The sequence below is a fragment of the Nocardia sp. X0981 genome, assembly GCF_977089955.1.
Genome location: NZ_OZ372435.1, coordinates 3,259,009 through 3,280,844, shown reverse-complemented (window position 1 = coordinate 3,280,844; position 21,836 = coordinate 3,259,009). Strand labels below are relative to the sequence as shown.

Annotated in this window: 20 protein-coding genes; 9 read left to right on the top strand and 11 right to left on the bottom strand. The window is 68.8% G+C overall.

Translation table 11 applies throughout. The annotated features are described in order from the left end of the window. Positions 1-7 precede the first annotated feature (7 nt). Entirely contained in the window at positions 8-373 is a 366-nt protein-coding gene (locus ACYR7D_RS14445) for a VOC family protein (protein WP_459545099.1), read from the top strand. 54 nt (positions 374-427) lie between these two features. Here the strand turns inward: ACYR7D_RS14445 and ACYR7D_RS14440 are convergent, their stop codons facing one another. The 5 genes from ACYR7D_RS14440 to glnA (ACYR7D_RS14420) form a co-directional block, all read right to left on the bottom strand. Further along, positions 428-1,732 carry an oxygenase MpaB family protein gene (locus ACYR7D_RS14440; protein ID WP_459545098.1) on the bottom strand — a complete coding sequence of 435 codons (1,305 nt, stop codon included), beginning with the start codon at positions 1,730-1,732 and terminating at the stop codon, positions 428-430. Positions 1,733-1,883: 151 nt separating this feature from the next. After that, complete coding sequence (locus ACYR7D_RS14435; RefSeq protein WP_459545097.1) at positions 1,884-2,510, bottom strand: hypothetical protein; 627 nt, start codon at positions 2,508-2,510, stop codon at positions 1,884-1,886. Between the two features lie 126 nt (positions 2,511-2,636). Further along, positions 2,637-2,855, bottom strand: a complete 219-nt coding sequence (locus ACYR7D_RS14430; RefSeq protein ID WP_459545096.1) for a DUF4287 domain-containing protein — start codon at positions 2,853-2,855, stop codon at positions 2,637-2,639. 171 nt (positions 2,856-3,026) lie between these two features. Beyond that, positions 3,027-4,244: an erythromycin esterase family protein gene (locus tag ACYR7D_RS14425; protein WP_459545095.1), complete on the bottom strand. Its 1,218-nt coding sequence runs from the start codon at positions 4,242-4,244 to the stop codon at positions 3,027-3,029. A 416-nt stretch (positions 4,245-4,660) separates the two neighbouring features. Next, positions 4,661-6,097 (bottom strand): type I glutamate--ammonia ligase, encoded by a 1,437-nt coding sequence (glnA, locus tag ACYR7D_RS14420; protein WP_459545094.1) that lies wholly within the window; start codon positions 6,095-6,097, stop codon positions 4,661-4,663. A gap of 257 nt (positions 6,098-6,354) precedes the next feature. Here glnA (ACYR7D_RS14420) and ACYR7D_RS14415 point away from each other — a divergent pair, with 257 nt between their 5' ends. Further along, positions 6,355-6,810 carry an RDD family protein gene (locus tag ACYR7D_RS14415; RefSeq protein WP_459545093.1) on the top strand — a complete coding sequence of 152 codons (456 nt, stop codon included), beginning with the start codon at positions 6,355-6,357 and terminating at the stop codon, positions 6,808-6,810. A gap of 50 nt (positions 6,811-6,860) precedes the next feature. On the opposite strand, the gene ACYR7D_RS14410 is transcribed toward ACYR7D_RS14415, so the two are convergent. Then, a complete protein-coding gene (locus ACYR7D_RS14410; RefSeq protein ID WP_459545092.1) occupies positions 6,861-7,598 on the bottom strand; it encodes a DUF4191 domain-containing protein in 738 nt (245 codons plus the stop codon). 109 nt (positions 7,599-7,707) lie between these two features. Between ACYR7D_RS14410 and ACYR7D_RS14405 the strand changes: the two genes are divergently transcribed. Next, entirely contained in the window at positions 7,708-9,108 is a 1,401-nt protein-coding gene (locus tag ACYR7D_RS14405) for a M20/M25/M40 family metallo-hydrolase (RefSeq protein WP_459545091.1), read from the top strand. A gap of 71 nt (positions 9,109-9,179) precedes the next feature. After that, positions 9,180-10,040 carry an alpha/beta hydrolase gene (locus ACYR7D_RS14400; RefSeq protein WP_459545090.1) on the top strand — a complete coding sequence of 287 codons (861 nt, stop codon included), beginning with the start codon at positions 9,180-9,182 and terminating at the stop codon, positions 10,038-10,040. A gap of 57 nt (positions 10,041-10,097) precedes the next feature. Here the strand turns inward: ACYR7D_RS14400 and ACYR7D_RS14395 are convergent, their stop codons facing one another. Further along, positions 10,098-11,540 carry a neutral zinc metallopeptidase gene (locus ACYR7D_RS14395; protein ID WP_459545089.1) on the bottom strand — a complete coding sequence of 481 codons (1,443 nt, stop codon included), beginning with the start codon at positions 11,538-11,540 and terminating at the stop codon, positions 10,098-10,100. 66 nt (positions 11,541-11,606) lie between these two features. Between ACYR7D_RS14395 and ACYR7D_RS14390 the strand changes: the two genes are divergently transcribed. Continuing rightward, positions 11,607-11,783: a hypothetical protein gene (locus ACYR7D_RS14390; RefSeq protein WP_459545088.1), complete on the top strand. Its 177-nt coding sequence runs from the start codon at positions 11,607-11,609 to the stop codon at positions 11,781-11,783. On the opposite strand, the gene ACYR7D_RS14385 is transcribed toward ACYR7D_RS14390, so the two are convergent. From ACYR7D_RS14385 to ACYR7D_RS14375, 3 genes are all read right to left on the bottom strand, one after another. Next, entirely contained in the window at positions 11,780-14,794 is a 3,015-nt protein-coding gene (locus ACYR7D_RS14385) for a bifunctional [glutamine synthetase] adenylyltransferase/[glutamine synthetase]-adenylyl-L-tyrosine phosphorylase (RefSeq protein WP_459545087.1), read from the bottom strand. The two genes, ACYR7D_RS14390 and ACYR7D_RS14385, sit on opposite strands and share 4 nt — an antisense overlap. A gap of 58 nt (positions 14,795-14,852) precedes the next feature. After that, the gene (gene glnA / locus ACYR7D_RS14380; protein WP_459545086.1) at positions 14,853-16,190 is read right to left on the bottom strand and encodes a type I glutamate--ammonia ligase; all 1,338 of its coding nucleotides are present in this window, start codon (positions 16,188-16,190) and stop codon (positions 14,853-14,855) included. 64 nt (positions 16,191-16,254) lie between these two features. After that, the gene (locus tag ACYR7D_RS14375) at positions 16,255-17,751 is read right to left on the bottom strand and encodes an alpha/beta hydrolase (protein ID WP_459550157.1); all 1,497 of its coding nucleotides are present in this window, start codon (positions 17,749-17,751) and stop codon (positions 16,255-16,257) included. 199 nt (positions 17,752-17,950) lie between these two features. Here ACYR7D_RS14375 and panB point away from each other — a divergent pair, with 199 nt between their 5' ends. From panB to ACYR7D_RS14355, 4 genes are all read left to right on the top strand, one after another. Next, the gene (gene panB / locus ACYR7D_RS14370) at positions 17,951-18,814 is read left to right on the top strand and encodes a 3-methyl-2-oxobutanoate hydroxymethyltransferase (protein WP_459550156.1); all 864 of its coding nucleotides are present in this window, start codon (positions 17,951-17,953) and stop codon (positions 18,812-18,814) included. Positions 18,815-18,901: 87 nt separating this feature from the next. Further along, positions 18,902-19,351 carry a hypothetical protein gene (locus ACYR7D_RS14365; RefSeq protein ID WP_459545085.1) on the top strand — a complete coding sequence of 150 codons (450 nt, stop codon included), beginning with the start codon at positions 18,902-18,904 and terminating at the stop codon, positions 19,349-19,351. Beyond that, the gene (gene pip, locus ACYR7D_RS14360) at positions 19,351-20,322 is read left to right on the top strand and encodes a prolyl aminopeptidase (protein WP_459545084.1); all 972 of its coding nucleotides are present in this window, start codon (positions 19,351-19,353) and stop codon (positions 20,320-20,322) included. The genes ACYR7D_RS14365 and pip overlap by 1 nt, the downstream gene beginning before the upstream one ends. Then, positions 20,315-21,193, top strand: coding sequence for a CHAD domain-containing protein (locus ACYR7D_RS14355; protein ID WP_459545083.1), 879 nt, complete (start codon positions 20,315-20,317; stop codon positions 21,191-21,193). The genes pip and ACYR7D_RS14355 overlap by 8 nt, the downstream gene beginning before the upstream one ends. Positions 21,194-21,282: 89 nt before the next feature. On the opposite strand, the gene ACYR7D_RS14350 is transcribed toward ACYR7D_RS14355, so the two are convergent. After that, positions 21,283-21,615, bottom strand: coding sequence for a hypothetical protein (locus ACYR7D_RS14350; RefSeq protein WP_459545082.1), 333 nt, complete (start codon positions 21,613-21,615; stop codon positions 21,283-21,285). Positions 21,616-21,836: the final 221 nt, after the last annotated feature.

Genomic DNA, 21,836 nt, shown 5'->3' with positions numbered 1-21,836 from the left:
ACCCCCTGTGACCACGCCGAACATGTTCATCGTCTACGTCAGCGACGCGGCGGAATCGGCCCGTTTCTACGCGGACCTGTTCGATATGGCACCCACGTTCGACACACCGCGCTTCATCGCCTTCGACCTCGGCGGCGGGGTGCAGCTCGCCGTCTGGAGCGGTGTGCGGGAGCAGCTGTCGCGCGATGTCTCGCGCACGAGCGAAGTCTGCCTGGCGCTGCCGGGCGGCCCGGAGGCGATCGATGCGCATTTCCGGAAGTGGGTGGAAAAAGGCGTCGAGGTGGTCGCCGAACCCTATGACGAGGTCTTCGGCCGCACTTTCCTCGTCGCGGATCCGGACGGCAACCTGATCCGGGTGGCGCCGGTGGACTGACCCCGGCCGGGCGGAGCGGGCGCTACCGGTACCGGTACCGGCGCATACGTGGTATCACACCCGCTCCGGCGTCCGGTCCGTCCGAGGCTCCCGCAGCGCCCGATGCCGGTCCGCGACCGCCCCGACCGCGTTGTCGCGCCGATAGTCCAGGCGCGCGGCCACCCGCCGGTTCATCCGATCCATATCCCGCCGGCGGCGCCGGGCACCGTGTTCGGTGAGCCGGCGACCGGCCGGAGGAACAAGCAACCGAAGCAGACTTTTCGCCGTATTCGTCGCGATACGCGGCAGTTCGAGCAGAACGACCGGGGATATACGAGGAACCCCCAGCTCGTCACCCAGCGCACGGCCGGTGACCGCCCGGGTCAGCCCGGTATGGGAACGTATCGCGGAGCCGAGCCGCAACCCGGCGGCGAAGCCCCGGTCCTCGTCCAGCCCGTAGATCTGCCCGACCGCGGCGAAGGCGGCGGCTGTCAGCGGCCGCGCATGCGGGCCGGGATCGATCTCGGACCACGCCGCCAGCCAGGTCAGCCGCGCCAGGTCCGCGAGGGTACGGATCTGCAGTTCCGGGACCACTCCCATCACATGGGCCATGTACCGGTATTGGTGGAGCAGGGCATCGCATTCGCGGCGGGTGAACAGATGGCCGAGCGGGAAGTTGAGCAGACCGGCCAGCACGATGGGCAGCATCGTGACGGTCATATGCAGTTGATTGACGGGGCGCCCCCACTCGGTGTGGTTCCATTCGGGCAGGGCGTTCATCCCGGCGCGCACATAGGCGTGCACCACCCGCACCCGGACGGTTGCCTTGAATCCTTCCCCGTACCGGGTCATTCCGTCGTAATCGGTGCACCGGAAGATCCAGTTGACCGTCTCGACCAGCCGCCGGGGCGCCTTCTCCGCCAGATCACCACCCCGGATGAGCACCTCGTTGGCCCGGCCGGCGACATAGCTCAACGGGAAGACCAGCGAGATGGTGGTCCGGGTCAGCGTCGACTGCGGCACCATCGACAGCACTCGGTGCGCGGTGCGCAGGATGTCGAAGTCGACCCAGGGCGGTACCTCGTCGACGACCCGGAAGAACTCGACGAGTTCGGGGAAGGGGTCCTCGACCGACTCGATCCCGTGCTCGAGTGCCTGCTCGAACAGACGCCGCCCCACTCCGCTGGGTAGCCGGCGCATACCGGCGACGAGAGCATCGGCCGGTTCGTCGCAGATATCGGCCAGCCGGATGAACGCTTCGGCCTGTTCGGGGCCCGGTGTCACGTCACCGGCGAGGAGAGCGAGCGCGGCCCGGATGAGCGGCCGCTCGAGGAAGACCGGGATCCGAACCTGGCCGTCGGGTCGATATTCCCTGTTCATCGCGGCTCCTTCGCTCATGCGGCCGACCCGGGCGCGGATGCCGCAATTCTGGTGTCACCCTGACACCAGATAGACCGATGGTGACCGCACCCACACGCGCTGTCAAGTACGAACCGTCACCGGCCGCGCACGGCCGAACGACGAGAACGGATCAATCGACGACTCCGGCGGCGTCCAGGATGAGATCGACGAAACTGTCCCGTAGCTCGTCGACGGTGATATCGCCGAATCGGCCGCTCGCCCACAACGTCACCACATCGATCGCGCCGGTGGCGATCACGAGAGCGGCGATCTCCAGATGCCGGATCCCGCGCTTCGCCGGCAGCGCGGCCTTATCGGATTCCGACAGCATGGCCGCGGCGATGAACTGGGCCCACTGTTCACGATGATCGGCGGCGCCCGGAACCTGACGGCGGCCGTCGAGCAGCGCCGGCCGGCGCGGATCCTCGGTCAGGAACCGCAGTACCGCCTCGACGTTCAGCGTCGTCCGGGCACGGATATCACCCACCACAGCCTCGGAGACCGCGGCCAGCTGGGCGGCGAGCTCACCCAGCTGCCAGCGGTGGACCTCCCGCACGAGATCCTCGACCGAAGCGAAATTCTCCGCGAAGTACCGGTCGTTCAGATTGGCGGCGGCCAATACCCGGCGTTTGGAAATCGGTTCGACACCGTCTCCCGCGAGAAGATCCAGCCCCGCCTCCAGCAGCTGCAACCGGCGGCGGCGCCCCCGTTCCGTGGGTGATTCCCCCGCATAGGCCCGGTTCGACTGCGCCGTCACACCCGCGACGCTACCCGACCCCGAGCTCGCGCCCGCCGCCCCGGACAACTCCCCCGCAGCCGTGCCGCCACAGCGGCACAGCGCGGGCCCCGGCGCCCTCCCGGCCGTGCGCGCCACACCGCACCGTCAGGACGCCGCCCATTTCTCGGGATGCAGATAGTGCTGGACCAAGGCGGTGGCATGACCGTGGCCGAAAGCATGCTCGCTCTTCAGCCATTCCACGAGCTCCTTGTGCCCTGCTGCTCCCGAGTCGCGCAGGGCGGATTTCCACTCCTCGATACTGCGCCCGTATTTGGCCTCGATGGCGGGAAAGTAGGAAGCAGGTCCCTTCGGGCGGGTCGTCACAGTCGTTCTCCTTGCCGAATATCGTGTTCCTCGTAGCAGACGAGGGAGCCGCTGCCTGTTCATCGCCACCAGCTCCACTGTGACGCACCTCACCGATACCCCGGCCGGGCGAGTACCGCACCCACGACGGCGGCCCACCCACGCCGGCCTCTACCGCCGCCTCGGTAGCCACTACCAGTACTGATGTCGTTTTCCGTCGGTGTCGGCGACGAAGACGACAGCGTCGGTGCCGCCGAGATCCGCCGGGGCGAGCGGGATATGACCGGGCACGATCGGTTCGCCCGTGCCGGTCGACGGGTCGAGCGCGGCGCGCAGGGCCGGTGCCGGGAACAGTGCGCGCCGGGTGGTCGCGTCGGCCAGCAGCCGCTGCAGGGTGCCCGGATCGCTGTGCGGCCCGGCATCGGCCGCCAGGAACACGTAGCGCTCCCCCAGCGTGAGCGCTACGAGCGCGCCGGCGCTGCACCAGTTCACATCGACCGCACCGACCCGCATATCGGACTGTGCCCGCTGCAGGTGCACATTGTGCGCGAACACCAGGCTCGGCCCGCGGTCCCGCTCCCGGGCGACGATCGAGAGCAGGTTCTCGGCCATCATCTCGGTACGCACCCCGAGCAGGGTCGCGATGCGATCGGGTGCGGACCGGGCCATGGCCGCGTGGTAGCGCAGCAGCCCCTGGGCGGTGCGCGCGTGCGCGACGGCGTGCTCGTAGCCGGCCGGGTCGGCGGGACACAGGACGGGGGCCGCGCGACGCAGCGCACCGGCGAGATCATCCGCGACGATACGCAGGGCGCGAACACGTTCGGAGTCGCCGATGGACGCTGCCGGATCGTACATGGCCGCCGGGTTCGTCCAGTCCGTATCCGCACCGAGCAGCGCGTCGAGGTCGCGGATCGAATCGGGCCGCAATGCCTCGGGTAGATAGTCGGTGACCGCGGACAGCGCGCGCCGCGGACTCGGCGCCGCGGATGTTTCCAGCGGTGCGTCGAAGCCGTAGAAGCGCACCCGGTCTCCTGGCGCGCGGCCGGCATTGTGGGCGCGGAGCCATTCGAGGAGTTCACGATTACCCGGTACAGCGCCGAACCCGTGGCTGAAACCGGTCGCGAGCACTGTATCGATATCCGCCGCCGCCCCCGCCACGTAGTCGTCGGCAATGGAGGCCGCGAAGATATCGGTCTCCAGCGCGATCGATCGGTATCCGCGTTCGACGAGATGAGCGAGGAGTTCGTTGCGCAGCAACGGGAACGCCTCGATTCCGTGTGTCGGCTCACCGAGGGCGAGCAGGGCCGGCGACTCGCGCCGTGCGGCGAGCAGCTCGTCGACGGCACGACCCAGGCTCGCCGGGTCGTCGAGCGGGCGGCCGATTCTCCGCAGTGATGTGGCAGTGGGCATGTGCACCTCTTTCAGAAGGAATGCCCTCGACATTATCGTTTAACCTTCGAGTGAAAGTTTTTCGACAATTACCTGGGATCAATAGGACAAAACCTTAAAACCGTGGAACGCACGAGCCCTCGTGGCCGGCCGTGCACCGCTCGGTCAGGGCTGGTCGTAGTGGGACGGACTCGCCGTGCTCGGGGAACTGGCACGTTCCGGCCACCTGCCCCCGGCCGAGGGGACGGACCGGCCGATACCGGCCGAAGAAACCCATCTGTCAGGCGATACCGACGCCGGACGCAAACGAGTCCACCCGGACCGCCATCGGTGAAGTGATCGCGGAACGAATGGACTCGTCTGTAGCTACTGCGGACGTATTGCGGACGGAAGACGGTTCTTGAATGCTCCTCCGCAGGTCAGATCATCAGAACGGCTTATACGTCGAAGTAGAGTTCGAACTCGTAGGGGTGCGGCCGCAGGTTCACCGGGGCGATTTCGTTCTCCCGCTTGAGGGTGATCCAGGTCTCGATCAGGTCCTCGGTGAAGACATTGCCCTCGGTGAGGTACTCGTGGTCCTCCTCGAGGCGGTCGATCACCGATGCCAGGCTGGTGGGGGCCTGCGGGATGTTCTTGGCCTCCTCCGGCGGGAGCTCGTAGAGGTCCTTGTCGACCGGGGCCAGCGGCTCGATCTTCTTCTTGATGCCGTCCAGGCCGGCCATCAGCATGGCGGCGAAGGCCAGGTACGGGTTGCCCGAGGAGTCCGGCGCGCGGAACTCGATGCGCTTGGCCTTCGGATTGTTGCCGGTGACCGGGATGCGGACCGCGGCGGAGCGGTTGCGCTGCGAGTACACCAGGTTGATCGGGGCCTCGTAACCGGGCACCAGGCGGTGGTAGGAGTTCACCGTGGGGTTGGTGAACGCCAGCAGCGACGGGGCGTGGTGCAGGATGCCGCCGATGTAGTGCCGGGCCAGGTCCGACAGACCGCCGTAGCCGGCCTCGTCGTGGAACAGCGGCTTGCCGTCCTTCCACAGCGACTGGTGCGCGTGCATACCCGAGCCGTTGTCACCGAAGAGCGGCTTCGGCATGAAGGTGACGGTTTTGCCCTCCGCCCAGGCGGTGTTCTTGACGATGTACTTGAACAGCTGCAGATCGTCGGCAGCCGCGAGCATCGTGTTGAACTTGTAGTTGATCTCGGCCTGACCGGCGGTGCCGACCTCGTGGTGGCCGCGCTCCAGTTCGAACCCGGCGTTCTGCAGGTTGGTGGCGATCTTGTCGCGCAGGTCCACGTAGTGGTCGTAGGGCGCGACCGGGAAGTAACCACCCTTGTTGCGGACCTTGTAACCGCGGTTCGGGCTACCGTCCGGGTTCACCTTGGCGCCGGTGTTCCACGAACCGGAGATGGACTCGATCTCGTAGAACGAGCCGTTCATCTGCGAGTCGTAACGCACCGAGTCGAAGATGTAGAACTCGGCCTCGGCGCCGAAGTAGGCGGTATCGGCGATACCGGTGGAACGCAGGTACTCCTCGGCCTTGCGGGCGATATTGCGCGGGTCGCGGGAGTATGCCTCACGGGTGAAGGGATCGTGCACGAAGAAGTTCATGTTGAGCGTCTTCGCCGCCCGGAACGGGTCGATCTGCGCGGTGCTGAAATCGGGCAGCAACAGCATGTCGGACTCGTCGATGGACTGGAAACCCCGCACCGAGGATCCGTCGAACGCGAGGCCTTCCTCCGCCAGGTCCGCGGTGAACGCTTTCGCCGGGATGGAGAAGTGCTGCTGCACACCGGGCAGATCGCTGAAGCGGATGTCGACGTATTCGACCTCCTCCTCGGCGATGTACTTGATGACCTCGTCGGCCGTGCTGAACGTCACGTGCTTCTCCTTACGGATAGATTCCCAGCCAGTATCGAGTGCGGGGCGTCGCGACCCGACGCTATGGACAGGGTGTTTCCCGCCAGTCAAGAGTGTGTTTCGCCAGTGTTACACGTGCCGTCGGTGGGGTGTCCTCGGCCACGCCACGAACTGCGGGTTCGGCGGGGCGACCGGATACGGGCCCGCGCGGAGCCTGCCGGATATGCCGGAATCCACCACTCGAAGGCACGGGCCGACCGCCCGCCTATCCTGGGAGCATGGCACGTATCACCGGTTCCTGGCTCTCCGGCCCGCCCAGCGCTCCCGGCACGGCGTCCGGGGCCGACTACGCCGGTGCCCGGCTCGGGTTGCCACGCGAGGGAGTCGGATCGCTACCGGGAATGCTGCGCCGGATCCTCGCGCTGCTGGTGGACTGGCTGATCGCGGTCGGGATCTCCGCGCTCATCGCCCAGGGCATGCCGGCTTCCTCGGTGAACCTGCTGGTCTGGTTCGTGGTCGGAGTCGCGGCGGTCACCCTGTTCGGGTTCACGCCCGGGCAGTACTTCCTGCGCATCCGCGTGATCCGGGTGGACGCCGAGGCGCCGGTCGGCTTCGCGCGGGCGCTCGGCCGGCAGGCTCTGCTGGTGTTCGTGATCCCGGCGCTGTTCACCGACGAGGACGGCCGCGGTATGCACGATCGGGCCACGGGCACCGCGGTGGTGCGGGCCCGCTGACAACCGGACGTTCCGGCTGCTCCGCGAGGTGACCGACCGGCGCGGCCCGTTCAGCGCCGCCGGATGGTGCGCTGCATCCCCCGCATCTTGGCGTTGGTCGGCATCGGCCCCTTCGGCAGGGCCGGGCCACCGCTGCGGGAGCTGAGCGCGCTGAGACGGCCTTCGATCTGATCCATCCGCTTGGCGTCGATATTGGTCGGCAGCTTGGTGAGGTAGCGCTGAAGCTCCTTCAGCGGCACCTGGCCCTCCTCGTTACCGACCACCACGTCGTAGATGGGGGTATCACCGACGAGGCGGGCGGTGCGCTTCTTCTCCTGGGCAAGCAGCGAACGGACCCGCTGCGGCGAGCCCTCTGCCACGAAGATCACCCCGGGCAGGCCGATGACCCGGTGCACCGCGTCGAGCTGAGTGGTGGCGGCGACACCGTTGCTGACCCGCCATTTGCCCTGCAGATTGTCCAGTACCCAAGCGGCGGCCCCGGCCTGGCCCTCGGCCTTGCTGTACACGGATCGCTGCACCCGGCGGCCGAAGATGATGAAGGCGAACAGCACTCCCAGCAGCAGGCCCAGCGGCAGCAGGAACCACTGCACGCCGAACAGGAAACCGATCCCGAACAGCACCAGCGTGGTGACCAGTACGGCCCCGATCATCAGCGGCAGCAGCAGCTTGTCTTCTTTGCGCTGCATCTGGAACGCCTGCCAGATCTGCTGACGACGTTCCTTCGACTGCTGTTTGCGCGCCGCTTTCGCCGCGGCCTTCGCCTCTTTGTCGGGCTTGCCTGCTGCCATGACTCCCAGAATAATGCCCGGCCCGGCGCTGTCCGGGCTCGGCTCCGGGCGGGCCACCGGTGGATGCCGGACCGGTGGCCCGGTTTGCGGTGCCGAGGAGAATGCAGGAATGCCCACCAACCTCGAGGCCCGGCCCGCCGCCCCGGCCCCCGTCGACGACGCCACCGCCGAACGCCTGGCCGCCGCCCTGCGCTGTGTGACCGTCTCGTACGCGGACCCGGAGACCGCCGACGTCACCGGCGATTCCGCCGAGGCGGAATTCGTCCGGCTCGCCGCCCACCTCGAACGTTCCTTTCCGCGAGTGCACGCGGAGCTGGAACTGGAGAAATTCGGGCACAGCCGCCTCTACACCTGGCGCGGCGCCGACCCCTCCCGGACAGCGGCGATTCTGCTGGCGCACCAGGACGTGGTGCCCGCGAGCGATCCGGACCGCTGGACCCACCCCCCGTTCGCCGGGGTGGTGGACGAGGAGTTCATCTGGGGTCGCGGCGCCATCGACGACAAGAGCCGTGTCCTGGCGATCCTGGAGGCCGTCGAATCCGCGCTCGCCGCGGGACTGCGGCCGCGGCATACGATCCAGCTGGCCTTCGGGCACGACGAGGAGGTCTTCGGGGACGCCGGCGCGGTGCGGATGGCGGCCCGGCTGCGCGAGCGCGGGGTCCGGGCGGAGCTGCTGCTGGACGAGGGTGGGGTGATCACCGAGGGCCTCGTGAACGATGTGCGGGTGCCGGTGGCCACGATCATGCTCGGTGAGAAGGGGTACGCGACGGTCCGGTTGTCGGTATCGGAGGCGGGCGGGCATTCCTCCATGCCGGGCCGGCAGACCGCGATCGGGCGCCTGGCTCGCGCGGTGAGCCGGATCCAGGACCGGCCGATGCCCCTGCGGGTGACGCCCGTGGTCACCGATATGCTGACCCGCCTGCGGCCGCATCTCCCCGCGGCCAAGCGCCGGCTGCTCGGCGTCGCCGGCGCGGCCGCGCCGGTGGTCGCCCGGATCATGGCGGCGACCCCGCAGACCGAGGCCCTGGTGCGCACCACCACGGCGCCGACGGTGATCCGCGGCGGGGTGAAGGCCAATGTGCTGCCGCAGCGGGCGGAGGCGCTGATCAATTTCCGGATCCTGCCCGGGGACTCGGTCGATTCGGTGCTCGCGCACTGCCGCCGCACCGTCCGCGACGAGCGGGTGCGGATCGAACTGGTGGGAATGTCTTCGGAACCTTCCCTCACCACCGGCCCGGGGCCACGGTTCGACCTGATCGCCGAGATCACCGAACAGGTGGTGCCGGGTATCGCGGTGACCACCGGCCTGGTGCCGGGCGCCACCGATTCCCGGCACTACGACGATCTCGCCGAGACCCGGTGCAATTTCGCGCCGATACAGCTGACGGCGGCGGATCTGGAACGGATCCACGGAAACGACGAACGCCTCTCGCGAGTGAACTACGCTCGGCTGATCGACTTCAACCGGCGCCTGGTCACCGCGCTCGCCGAGCCGGCCCCGGCGCGCTGACCGACCCGATCGGGAGCCGTGACGATGCGATACCGCCGCGGACCATATGTACAGCTGCGAAGGAGGACCCGGTGACCAGCGACCAGGACGTAGTGGTGCGCCGCGGAGAGTTCGACCACGCCGGGCAGCGGATCAGCCGCCGCTCGTGGATTCCCGCCGCACCGGTGCGCGGCGTGATCGTCCTGGTGCACGGGGTGGCGGAGCATTCGGGCCGGTACGACTATGTGGGGCGGGCGCTCGCCGCGGCCGGTTTCGCGGTACACGCGCTGGACCATGTGGGCCACGGGGAGTCGGCGCGGGCCGGCGCCGCGGCGAACCTGGGGTCGATCGACGGGGCCGCGGACGCGGTGGCGGCACTGCTCGACCTCGCCCGTACCGAACATCCCGGGGTGCCCGCGTTCCTGCTCGGCCATTCCATGGGTGCGCTGATCACCCTGCGCCTGGCCACCCGGGCGCCACTGGATGTCGCCGGTGTGGTGGTGTCGGCGCCGCCGCTGATCATCGACGCGGGCAATCCCGTGCAGCGGTTGTTCGCGCCGGTACTCACCCGGCTGGCACCGAACCTCGGGGTACTGAAACTGGATTCTTCGCAGATCAGCCGCGACCCGGCTGTGGTCGCGGCCTACGACGCCGATCCACTGGTGTTCCGCGGCAAGCTACCCGCCCGCACCGCGACCGAAATCCTCACCACCGCGGGCCGCGTACTCGCCGATCTGCCGCGGCTGCGGGTACCGGCCCTGGTGCTGCACGGCACCGCCGACGCCATCGCCGCACCGGCGAGCACCGACCGGATCGAACAGCACGCCGGTACCACCGATCTCACGATCCGCCGCTACGAGGGGCTCTACCACGAGGTCTTCAACGAACCCGAGCGCGATACGGTACTCGCCGATGTCCTCACCTGGTTGCGGGAGCGGACACCGGCCGAATAACCGGCGGATTTCCGGATCGGTGCGCCGGGCGGCACACCGATCCGGAACACGCCCGCGCTACTCGTATTCGGCGAGGCAGGCGGTTTCGCCCTCCAGCACGCCCAGCCGGAAGGCGTCCAGCCGCAGATACCCCTCGGGGACGATCTCGCCGTCGACGTCGGCGGCGGCCAGTCCGTCCGACAGCAGGCCCGATACCGCCTCGTCCAGATCTCCGGCCGACAGGCGCGGATCACTGGTCTCCCGGCTGAGCGCGGTGGTCACCGCACCGGCCAGGCAGGCGGTGCGCAGCCCCGCGGTGGCGGCGCCGGTCAGGCTCAGCTGCTTGTCGTTCTGGTACGCGAGCGCGTATCGGGAAACGAAGACGACGAACGCGTTGTAGTCGCCGGTGACGATCGCCGACAGTGGTTCGTCGGCCGCGCCCGTCTCACCCGCGAGCTCGGCCAGCGCGTCGACATCGGTACCGATGACCTCGGTGGCCGGACAGTAGGCCACCGGTTCGGTGGGGGTGGCGTCGGCGCAGCGGGTGGGCACACCGTCGTAGTCGTATTCCGGGGCGCCGGTGACCGGCAGAATATCGGCGAGCGCGGCGGCCATATCCTGGAGTGTGTCCTCGGTGACCTCGAGCTGCAGGTATTCCTCACCGGGCTCGAAGGTCACCGGGAGACCGGCACGACGGTCCTCGATCTCCTGTTCGTCGATACCGGCGCAGGCCTCGGCGCCGTTCGTGTATCCCATCTGCACCGCGGTGACCCGCTCGAACGCGCTGCCGTGCACGTTCTCCGGGTCGTCGGGGTCACGGTCGCGTACGGCGACGGTCGCGCCCAGGACACCGTTGAGACCATCGGTGGTGTTGAGGCTGAAATGCCGCGAATCCCCCTCCGCGACGTGCCGGAGGAACACTCCGGCCAGGCAGTCGGCCTGCTGTTCGGTCACCAGCCCCGGAGAATCCTCGGTGGCGATACCAGCCGGGATCTGCAGCGCGTGCCCGTATTCGTGGGCGAGCACCATCACCACGGCCATCTCGCCGAACCGCTCCACGAGTTCCGGGAGCAGTACCCCGCGGTCCCAGCCGATGGTCCGGTCGGATCCGCAGTAGGCGGCGTTCACCAATTCGTGGGTGCTCACCGTGCAGAACTCCACCGAATCCCGTTCCGCCGCCGTCGCGTCCCAGGAGATGAGCTTCGATACCGGCCGGAACTCACCGGGGAAGGTGGCCGAATAGTTCTCCGTCCAGAACTCCTCGATATCGGCGACCGCGTTGAGGGCGAGGCGGTCCATATCGCCGCCGTCGCTGTTCTCGGCCTGCCGATCGCTGTCGGGCACACCCTCGCGCGGTCCACTCGGTCCGGTACTCGTCGTCGCGCCCGCGATCTGCCACGGATTGTCCGGATCCATCAGGTCCTGAGCGGATTTCGCGTCCGAACACGCCGACAGCATCGATACCGTCAGCAATGCCGCGGCCGCCACGACCACCGACCGCGACCACCGTCTCCTGGCCATTTCCTGCCTCCCCGTATTCTGTGCCGGGCCCAGCGGGCCGGGCACCGCCCGGACCGCGTCGACTTCATGTCCGGGCCGGCATCATCGAAGCACAAGGTGGGCAACGGCGTACAGCGCGGAATCCGGGCCGGAACCCGGGTCACCGTCACGGCCGAGGGCGGTTACCGCCCGCCCGATCGGGAGGACCGGCGGGCACTCGACGCTCTGGTCACCCGTTTCCGCGCTCTGGCCTCCGGGAGCTAAGCACCGCCGAAGACCCGCTCCACCACGGCTTTCGCCCGGCGGGTGACCCGCAGATAGTTGTCCAGGAATTCGCCGCCGTCGTCGGTGGGCCAGCCCGCCACCCGCGCCACCGCGGACAGGGTGCGACCCGGGCCGGGCAGCTGGTCGGTGGGCTTGCCGCGCACCAGGACCAGGGCGTTACGGGCGGCGGTGGCGGTGAGCCAGGACCGGCGCAGCAGATCGGTGTCCTCGACGCCGAGCAGTTCCGTACGCTCGATCACATCGAGCGTTTGCAGTGTGGAGGTGTTGTGCAGTTCCGGGATCTCGTGTGCGTGCCGCAGTTGTAGCAGCTGCACGGTCCATTCGATATCGGCCAGCCCGCCCCGGCCGAGTTTGGTGTGTGTGGCGGGATCGGCGCCGCGGGGCAGCCGCTCGGAATCGACCCGGGCCTTGATCCGGCGGATCTCCCGCACCGCGTCGGCGGAAACCCCGCCTTCGGGGTAGCGCACCCGGTCGATGGTGTGCAGGAACCGGATACCCAGCTCCTGATCCCCGGCCACCTGGTGGGCGCGTAGCAACGCCTGCACCTCCCACGGCTGCGCCCACTGCCGGTAGTAGGCGTCGTAGGCGGCGAGGGTACGCACCAGCGGCCCGCTGCGGCCCTCCGGCCGCAACCCGGCGTCGACCTGCAGCGGTGGGTCGGTACTGGGCGCGCCGAGCAGTTTCTGCACCTGCTCGGCGATACCGTTGGCCCATTTCACGGCGAGATGCTCTTCCTCGCCGGGACGCGGCTCACAGACGAACAGGACATCGGCATCCGAGCCGTAACCGAGTTCCATCCCGCCCAGCCGGCCCATCCCGATCACCGCGAGATCGGCGGGCGCGGGCGCACCCCGCTCGGCGACACTGGCCTTGATGATCGCGCGCAACGCGGCCTCGAGGACGGCCACCCACACCGAGGACAGGGCCGCGCACACCTGGGGCACATCCAGCAGCCCCAGCAGATCCGCCGAGGCCACCCGGGCGAGTTCGTGCCGGCGCAGCGAACGGGCGGTGGCCACGGCACGTTTCGGGTCGGTATAGCGGCGGGCGGCGGTGAGAATACCGCTGGCCACCTCGGCCGGCTGGGTGCGCAGCAGCAGTGGTCCCTCCGGGCCGTCGGCGTACAGGCGAATCGTCTCGGGGGCGTTGATCAGCAGGTCGGGCAGATAGGCCGAGGAACCCAGCACCATCATCAGCCGTTGCCCGACCGCGCCCTCGTCACGCAGCACCCGCAGGTACCAGTCCTGGTCGGCCAACCCCTCCGAGACCCGCCGGTAGGCGAGCAGCCCGGCATCGGGGTCGGGGGTTTCACCCAGCCACGTCAGCAGGGTGGGCAGCAGTACCGCCTGGATCCGGCCCTTGCGCGAAACCCCGCTGGTGAGTGCGCGCAGGTGACCGAGCGCGTGCTCGGGATCGGCATAGCCGAGCGCGGCCAGCTGCCGGACGGCGGCGTCCGGGCTCAGCCGGAGGGCATCGGAATCCAGCCGGGCCACCGCTTCCAGCAGCGGCCGGTAGAACAGTTTGGTGTGCAGCCGGCGGATCCGGCCGGTGTGCCGGCGCAGTTCCCCCCGCAGTACCCCTGCCGCGTCCCGTCTGCCGTCGGGCCGGATATGCGCGGCGCGCGCCAGCCAGCGCATCCCCTCCTCGTCGTCGTCCGCGGGCAGCGTATGCGTCCGTTTGAGCCGCTGCAGCTGCAGGCGGTGTTCGAGCAGGCGCAGGAACTCGTAGGAGGCGGTGAGATTGGCGGCGTCGTCGCGGCCCACATAGCCGCGCGCGGCCAGCGCGGCCAGCGCCTCCACCGTGCCCTGGACATGCAGTTTCGGATCCGCCCGGCCGTGCACGAGCTGCAGTAGCTGCACCGCGAACTCCACATCGCGCAGGCTGCCGCTGCCCAACTTGAGTTCCCGTTCCCGCAGCTCGGCGGGTACCAGATTCTCCACGCGGCGGCGCATCGCCTGCACATCGGCGACGAAATCCGGGCGTTCGGAGGCGGTCCACACCATGGCGTCGGTCGCGGCCCGGTACTGCTCGCCCAATTCCAGATCACCGGTCATCGGGCGGGCCTTGAGCAGGGCCTGGAATTCCCAGGTCCGCGCCCAGCGCTGGTAGTACGCCAGATGCGACTCGAGCGTACGCACCAGGGCACCGGCTTTACCCTCGGGGCGCAGCGCGGCGTCCACCTCGAAGAAAGCCGAGGAGGCGACGGTCATCAGCTCGGCAGCCAGCCGGGTGGCGGTGGCATCGGCGGGTTCGGCGACGAACACGATATCGACATCGCTGACGTAGTTCAGCTCGCACGCACCGCTCTTACCCATGGCGATCACGGCGAGCCGCACCGGGCACGGCTCGTCCCGGCACACCCGCGCCACCGCCACCGCCAGGGCCGCCGTGAGCGCGGCATCGGCCAGCGCGGTGAGCTGACGGCCCACCAGTTCATAGGGGATCACCGGCTCGTCCTGCACGGTCGCGGCCAGATCCACCGCGGCCAGGAGCATGAGTTGATCGCGGTAGCGTTTACGCAGCCATGCCACCACCTCGGGTCCGCATTCACCGGCCCGGAACAGCATCGGTCCGGCATGCGCGCCGGTCTCCGGTTCCGCGGCCACCACCGCGAGCAGATCGGCGATCAGTTCGTCGCGGTCGGGAAGTTCGGCGCGACGCAGCAGGGTCCACACCTGGGGGTCGGCCACCAGATGGTCACCGAAGGCGGTCGACGAACCGAGCAGCGCGAACAGCCTGCCCCGCACCATTGTTTCCGTGCGGATCGCCGAATCCAATGCCGCCCACTCGTTTCCGAGCGCCTCCGACAACCTGATCAGTGTGCTCAGCGCGAGGTCGGGGTCCGGCGATCGGGACAACGCCCACAGCACCTCGATACTGCCGACATTGTCCCAGCCGAGAGTTCGCAGCGAATCGGCGGCCGACGGCTCGAGCAATCCGAGGCGGCCGGCACCGGGGACGGCGGACCGGGCGGACGGTGGGCGGACCATGAGCTCAAGGTACCCACCGGCCCGGCACCGGTGTGGCGGGCCCCTCAGCCGCCGGCGCTCACAGACCCAGGTATTCGCGCAGCTCGAACGGTGTCACCTGGGCGCGGTAATCCGACCACTCCCGGCGCTTGTTGCGCAGGAAGAAATCGAAGACGTGCTCACCGAGCGTTTCGGCGACCAGTTCCGACCGTTCCATCGCATGCAGTGCCTCGTCGAGGGTGCCGGGCAGCTCCTTGAAGCCCATGGCCCGCCGTTCGGCGGCGGTGAGCGACCACACGTCGTCCTCGGCCTCCGGGGGCAGCGTGTACCCCTTCTCGACACCCCGCAGACCGGCGGCCAGCAGTACCGCGAAGGTCAGATACGGGTTGCAGGCGGAATCGGGGCTGCGGATCTCGACCCGGCGCGAGGACGCCTTGTTCGGGGTGTACATGGGCACCCGGACCAGCGCGGAGCGGTTGGACCGGCCCCACGACGCGGCGGTCGGTGCCTCGCCGCCGTGGATGAGCCGCTTGTAGGAGTTCACCCACTGGTTGGTGATGGCGCTGATCTCGTGCGCGTGTTCGAGGATGCCCGCGATGAAGGCACGCGCGGTCGCCGAGAGGTTGTCCGGATCGTCCGGGTCGGCGAAGGCGTTCGCCTCGCCCTCGAACAGGCTCATATGGGTGTGCATGGCCGAGCCCGGATACTGGGCGAACGGTTTGGGCATGAAGGTGGCGCGCACACCCTCGTCGATGGCCACTTCCTTGATCAGGTAGCGGAAGGTCATCACATTGTCGGCCATGGACAGCGCGTCGGCGTAGCGCAGGTCGATCTCCTGCTGCCCCGGGGCGCCCTCGTGATGGCTGAATTCCACCGAGATACCCATGGATTCGAGGGCGTCGATGGCGTGGCGCCGGAAGTTCGGGGCGGAATCGTGCACGGCCTGGTCGAAGAAACCGCCGTTGTCCGCGGGGACCGGTGCCACCCCGTCCGGCTGGTTCTTCAGCAGGAAGAACTCGATCTCCGGATGCACATAGCAGCTGAACCCGACATCACCGGCCTTGTTGAGCTGCCGCCGCAGCACATGCCGCGGATCGGCCCACGACGGCGAACCGTCGGGCATGGTGATATCGCAGAACATCCGGGCCGAGTGCTGGTGCCCCTTACTGGACGACCACGGCAGCACCTGGAAGGTCGACGGATCGGGGCGGGCTACCATATCGGCCTCGGAGATCCGGGCGAAGCCTTCGATGGCCGAACCATCGAAGCCGATCCCCTCCTCGAACGCCCCCTCCAGCTCGGCGGGCGCGATCGCGACGGACTTGAGATAGCCCAGCACATCGGTGAACCAGAGCCGTACGAAGCGGATATCCCGCTCTTCGAGCGTCCGCAGCACGAATTCCTTCTGGCGATCCATGACCGCGAGAGTAGGCACCCGGCGTTAAATCCGTGTTACATCGCGCGTTGCGCTGTGTGTCGGCTCAGCACCGCAGGCCGTCCGCCGGAGAACGCAGGTCGACGAGATAGCCGATCACCGCGTCGTCCACGCAGGTATCGAGCCGGTTGAGCACCACGGTGTGACCGTCGCCCTCATGGGTGATCAGGGCGGCGTCGAGCTGCTCGGCCAGATCCACTCCCGCCTGATACGGGGTGGCCGGGTCCCCGGTCGTCGACACCACCACGATTTCCGGCAGCCCCTCGACGGTGATCTCGTGCGGTCGGCCGGTGTTGGGTACGGGCCAGGACGCGCACAGTTCCAGCGGTGCCGCGCCGGTGCCGCGACCATCGTCCAGGAAGGGCGCCGCCCGGCGGTATTCCGCGTCCTGCCGGCCCGCCACCGCGCGATCGGTGATCCGGGGATCGTCCACGCAGCGGATCGCGTTGAAGGCGTCGGTGAGGTTGCTGTAGGTGCCGTCGGGGCGGCGGCCGTTATAGGTATCGGCCAGTTGCAGCAACGTATCGCCGCGTCCCTCCCGCAGTTCGGTCAGCCCTACCGTGAGCGTGGGCCAGTATTCCTCGCTGTAGAGGGTCTGCTGGACGCCGGTGATCGCATCCTCGTAGCCCAGGCGCCGGGGATCATCGGTGGCCGCGGGCGTTTCCCACAGCGGGTCCACCAGCTCCCGGAAGCGCGGAATCACCTGGCCGAGGTCGGTACCCAGCGGGCATTCCGCGGAGCGCACACAATCGGCGGCGTAGGCGTCGAAGGCGCGCTGGAAACCCGCGGCCTGACGCAGCGATTCGGCGACCGGGTCCTGGGTGGGATCGATGGCGCCGTCGAGCACCATGGCCCGCACATTGCCGGGGAACTTCTCCGCATAGGCGGTGCCGAGCCGAGTGCCGTAGGAGTACCCCAGGTAGGTGAGCTGCGGATCGCCCAGGACCGCACGGATGACATCCATATCCTGCACCACTTCGCGCGTACCGACATGCGCCAGGAATTCCGCGCCGGTGCGGGCCACGCACCGGTCGGCGTATTCCCGGTTCTCCGCCTCGTCGGCGGCGATCCCTTCGGGCGTGGGCGGCTCCGGCGCCTCGGCGCGCTCGGCGTCGGCTTCCTGTGGGGTCAGACAGGTGACCGCGGGAGTGGAAGCCCCGACACCCCGGGGATCGAACCCCACCCGGTCGAAACGTTCGGCCAGCGGGGTACCGCCGCCGACCACGACGGTGGACAGGCCCGACAACCCGGGCCCACCCGGGTTGAGCAGCAGCGAACCGATCCGCTCACCACCGGCCCGCACCCGCGACAGCGCCAATCGGGCGGTGGGGCCGTCCGGATCGGCGTAGTCCACCGGTACCTCGATCCGCGCGCACTGGGCGGCCGGGGGCAGACGCTGCCCGGGGGCGGTGTACTCGGCGCAGGACTCCCAGCGCGGAACCTGGGTGTAGAACCGCGCCAGCTCCGCGGGTACCGGCGCCGACGGCGTGGGCTGTACCCGGGGCTCGTCGGCACAACCGACGAGTCCCGCCGCGACCACCATCACCGCCAGCCCGACCGCGCGCACTCCACGCCCTCTCCGCACCGCCGCAATGGTAGCGGGGCCGGGACCGCAGCCGGGGATGTGACCAACCGCACCTGGTAGCGGGCTTATTTCCGCCGTGTGCGCGGGTGCACACTGGAGGGCGTCAACCCCAACCCGGGGACCCGAACAGGGCCTCGAGGAGACGAAAGGGACGATGATGTCCGATTCATCCGGCATGTCCGACGCCGCGTCGGAGACTCCCGCCTACGGCACCGCGAAACCGGCGCGCCGGGCGACCCGCGTCCAGCATCTGCAGCAGATGAAGGCGACGGGTGAACGCTGGGCCATGCTCACCGCCTACGACTACTCCACCGCCCGCCTCTTCGAGGAGGCCGGTATTCCCGTACTGCTGGTCGGCGACTCGGCGGCCAACGTCGTGTACGGGTACGACACCACCGTCCCCATCACCATCGATGAACTGATCCCGCTGGTTCGCGGCGTGGTGCGTGGCGCGCCGAACGCCCTGGTGGTGGCGGATCTGCCGTTCGGCACCTACGAGGCATCCCCCGAGCAGGCCCTGGCCACCGCCACGCGGTTCATGAAAGAGGGGGGCGCGCACGCGGTGAAACTGGAGGGCGGCGAACGTGTCGCCGACCAGATCGCCCTGTTGAGCTCGGCCGGTATTCCGGTCATGGCGCATATCGGGTTCACTCCGCAGAGCGTCAACACCCTCGGCGGCTTCCGGGTGCAGGGCCGCGGCGCGGGCGCCGAGGGGTTGCTCGCCGACGCGATCGCGGTACAGGCGGCGGGCGCCTTCTCGGTGGTGATGGAGATGGTTCCGGCGGAGGTGGCCGGCCAGGTGACCCGCAAGCTCACCATCCCGACCATCGGTATCGGCGCGGGCGCCGAATGTGATGCCCAGGTGCTGGTGTGGCAGGACATGGCCGGGTTCACCAGCGGTAGGACGGCGAAATTCGTGAAGCGGTTCGCCGCCGTCGGCGACGAACTCCGCGCGGCGGCCGCCGCGTACGCCGACGAGGTGCGGCAGGGTACGTTCCCGGGCCCGGAACACAGCTTCTGAGCCGGGCGCGGTTCACGACGGCTCCCCAGCCGGGCGCATGATGGCAGACTCGGTACCGACGGTTTCGACTCGAATACAGAGGTACTGATGCGGCAACGCGCTTGGACAACACGGGGTGCCCTGCTGGTGGCGGGAGTGTGCGGAACGGTACTGCTCACCGCATGCGGGGGTGTGCAGCCCGGTTCGGAGGCCCCGGATGCCTCGTCCTCTTCCGCCACTTCCGTGACCTCCGCGCCCCGCAGCACCGGCGCCGCACCGGTCACCCCGCTGGAGGTTTCCGAGCAGGCCGCCCGGAACCTGTGCGACATGATGGAGCCGGAGCTGTCCAACTGGCGGGTGCAGGGGCCCACCCTGGGCCGGGTGGGTCTCAACGCCATGGTGCACGAATGGGCCCTCACCAACGGCGCGATCAACGCCCAGGTGCTCGCCGACAAGGCGGTGGTCGACCGGGCGACCGGACAGACCTGTTCGGAGGTGCGCACCCAAGCGCTCCAGGCCCTGGAGCTGCCCGATCTCGCCTCCGGTCTGGCGTTCTGATGCGTACGCTGTACCCGCCGATCGAGCCCTACGATCGCGGCATGCTCGAGGTCGGCGACGGGCAGGCGGTGTACTGGGAGACCAGCGGTGACCCCGCGGGCAAACCCGCCGTATTCCTGCACGGCGGCCCGGGTGGCGGCACCACCGCCGCGAATCGCTGTTTCTTCGACCCCACCCGCTACCGCATCGTGCTGCTGGACCAGCGCGGTTGCGGTCGTTCGGTTCCGCATGCCGCCGACGGCGCCGATCTGTCGGTCAACACCACCGCGCATCTGATCGCCGATATCGAGGCGCTGCGGGAGCATCTCGGGATCGAGAAGTGGCTCGTCTTCGGCGGATCCTGGGGGTCCACGCTGTCGCTGGCCTACGCGCAGCGATATCCCGAGCGGGTCACCGAACTGGTGCTCCGCGGGATCTTCCTGCTGCGCCGTAAAGAGATCGACTGGTACTACAACGGCAGCGCCGGGTACGTGTATCCGGAAGAGTGGGAGAGGTTCCTCGCGCCGGTACCCGAGCCCGACCGCGCGGGCGACCTGGTCGAGGCCTACCACCGGCTGCTGCACGCCGCCGATCCGGAGATCGCCACGGCGGCCGCCGTCGCCTGGACCACCTGGGAGAGCGCGACGAGTTCGCTGCGCCCCGACCCGGCCCGCGTAGCCGAGACCGCCGATCCCCGGTTCGCGCTCGCTTTCGCCCGGATCGAGAACCATTATTTCCGGCACGGCGGTTTCCTCGACGAGGGTGGGTTACTGCGCGGGATCGGCACCATGGCCCATATTCCCGGGGTGATCGTGCAGGGCCGCCACGATATCGTCTGCCCCGCGGTGAGCGCCTGGGACCTGCATCGCGCCTGGCCCACCGCCCGGCTGCACATCGTGGACGATGCCGGGCACAGCTCGAACGAACCCGGGATCACCCATCACCTGGTCGAAGCGACCGATTCCTTCGCGGGAGCGCAGCACGATGAGTGAGCCGACGACCGCCGGCGCCGCGCTCACCACGGCGCTGAGTGCCGATATCGAACGTTTGCTCACCGCCGAGCCGGAAGTGCGGGCCGATAGCGAGGATTCGGTACACCAGATGCGTGTCGCCACCCGGCGGCTGCGCAGTGTGCTGCGCTCCTACAAGAAACTGCTCGACCCCGACGCGGCCAACCGTATCCGCACCGAACTCGCCTGGCTGGCCGGGCTGCTGGGGGTGGCCCGGGACGCCGAGGTCCACGCGGCCCGGCTCACCGATCTACTCGACCGATACGCGGAACCGGACTACGCCGCACTGGACTCCACCCGGGAGCGGCTGGTCCACGCCGAACGCGACCGCTACGCCGCGGCGCATACCGATATCCTCACCGCGCTGGACAGCGACCGCTACCGCGAGATGCGCCGGGAGCTGGAGCAATGGTGTGTGGAGCCGCCGCTGCGGAAATCCGCCGCCGGTACGCCCGCGCCGGAGATATTCGGGCAGGTACTGCGCACCGACCGCAAGCGGGTGCGGCGCCTGGTGCGCGCCGAGCCGACCGTCGCACCGGCCGACCGCGTCGAACTGCTGCACGATATCCGCAAGAGCGCCAAGAGATTGCGGTATTCCTGCGAGGCCGCTACGGCGGTCCTCGGCGCTCCGGCGGAGGATCTGGGCAAGCGGGCCAAACATCTGCAGACCGTCCTGGGCGATCACCGGGACGCGGTCGAATCCCATGCCGCCCTGCGCGCTCGTGCCGCGGAGGCACACGCGGCGGGCGAGGACACCGCGCTGCTGGAAACCCTGGCCGACGCCGAGGACACCGCGGCGGGGCGGCACCTGGCCCGGTATCCGGCCGCCGCGGCGGCAATCGACACGAGGTGACCGGCCGCGTCCGGATCGTCCCGTACCGCAGAACAGGGCCGGTACCGAATCACCGGTACCGGCCCTGTTCACCTGATCGGCGAGACGCCCTACTGCAGCGCCAGCATCGACCCGTTCAGTTCGTGCAGGGGCCCGAACACCGTGAACACCACACGCCCGTTCGGATGCTGTGACGACACCGCCGCGGCCGCGTCCAGCGCCATCCCGAAGGAGGGAGCCGACGGATGCGGGATAGCCGCCAGGGTGTGCCCGAATTTGCTGTGGTGCACCCACTGGGTGTCCGCGGGGCTGAGGTCCACCCGCACTCCACCGGGCAGCGGTGTCACCGCGACGGCGCCGGCCGAACCGGCACCCACGGTGGCGAGAACAGATGCGGCCCCGGCGATCAAAGCTCCGGTTGCCAAGGTACGTGCTACCCGCATATGAATTATGACCTGTCTTCGATAGGAATGAATCGGCTCGTGCCGCGAACTCCACTACTGCACCGGACGAGCCTGCCGACCCCGCATACTTTATGACGGCGATCACCTTTTATGCCAGTTGTACACGAATCCCGGCGGAAGAGTTCGCTCCGACCGGACAACTGCTACTGTGGCGGATCGTAAGCGTCCGACGACATCTAGAGCTGGAGTTTCCTGACGTA

Bases quoted from the DNA above. Each gene is read 5' to 3' on its own strand.
- ACYR7D_RS14405 (WP_459545091.1), top strand. From the start codon at position 7,708: ATGCCCACCAACCTCGAGGCCCGGCCCGCCGCCCCGGCCCCCGTCGAC.
- ACYR7D_RS14350 (WP_459545082.1), bottom strand. From the start codon at position 21,615: ATGCGGGTAGCACGTACCTTGGCAACCGGAGCTTTGATCGCCGGGGCC.
- ACYR7D_RS14385 (WP_459545087.1), bottom strand. From the start codon at position 14,794: ATGGTCCGCCCACCGTCCGCCCGGTCCGCCGTCCCCGGTGCCGGCCGC.
- glnA (WP_459545086.1), bottom strand. From the start codon at position 16,190: ATGGATCGCCAGAAGGAATTCGTGCTGCGGACGCTCGAAGAGCGGGAT.
- ACYR7D_RS14395 (WP_459545089.1), bottom strand. From the start codon at position 11,540: ATGGCCAGGAGACGGTGGTCGCGGTCGGTGGTCGTGGCGGCCGCGGCA.
- ACYR7D_RS14375 (WP_459550157.1), bottom strand. From the start codon at position 17,751: ATGGTGGTCGCGGCGGGACTCGTCGGTTGTGCCGACGAGCCCCGGGTA.
- ACYR7D_RS14355 (WP_459545083.1), top strand. From the start codon at position 20,315: ATGAGTGAGCCGACGACCGCCGGCGCCGCGCTCACCACGGCGCTGAGT.
- pip (WP_459545084.1), top strand. From the start codon at position 19,351: ATGCGTACGCTGTACCCGCCGATCGAGCCCTACGATCGCGGCATGCTC.
- ACYR7D_RS14415 (WP_459545093.1), top strand. From the start codon at position 6,355: ATGGCACGTATCACCGGTTCCTGGCTCTCCGGCCCGCCCAGCGCTCCC.
- ACYR7D_RS14365 (WP_459545085.1), top strand. From the start codon at position 18,902: ATGCGGCAACGCGCTTGGACAACACGGGGTGCCCTGCTGGTGGCGGGA.
- ACYR7D_RS14425 (WP_459545095.1), bottom strand. From the start codon at position 4,244: ATGCCCACTGCCACATCACTGCGGAGAATCGGCCGCCCGCTCGACGAC.
- ACYR7D_RS14390 (WP_459545088.1), top strand. From the start codon at position 11,607: ATGTCCGGGCCGGCATCATCGAAGCACAAGGTGGGCAACGGCGTACAG.
- panB (WP_459550156.1), top strand. From the start codon at position 17,951: ATGTCCGATTCATCCGGCATGTCCGACGCCGCGTCGGAGACTCCCGCC.
- ACYR7D_RS14440 (WP_459545098.1), bottom strand. From the start codon at position 1,732: ATGAACAGGGAATATCGACCCGACGGCCAGGTTCGGATCCCGGTCTTC.
- ACYR7D_RS14410 (WP_459545092.1), bottom strand. From the start codon at position 7,598: ATGGCAGCAGGCAAGCCCGACAAAGAGGCGAAGGCCGCGGCGAAAGCG.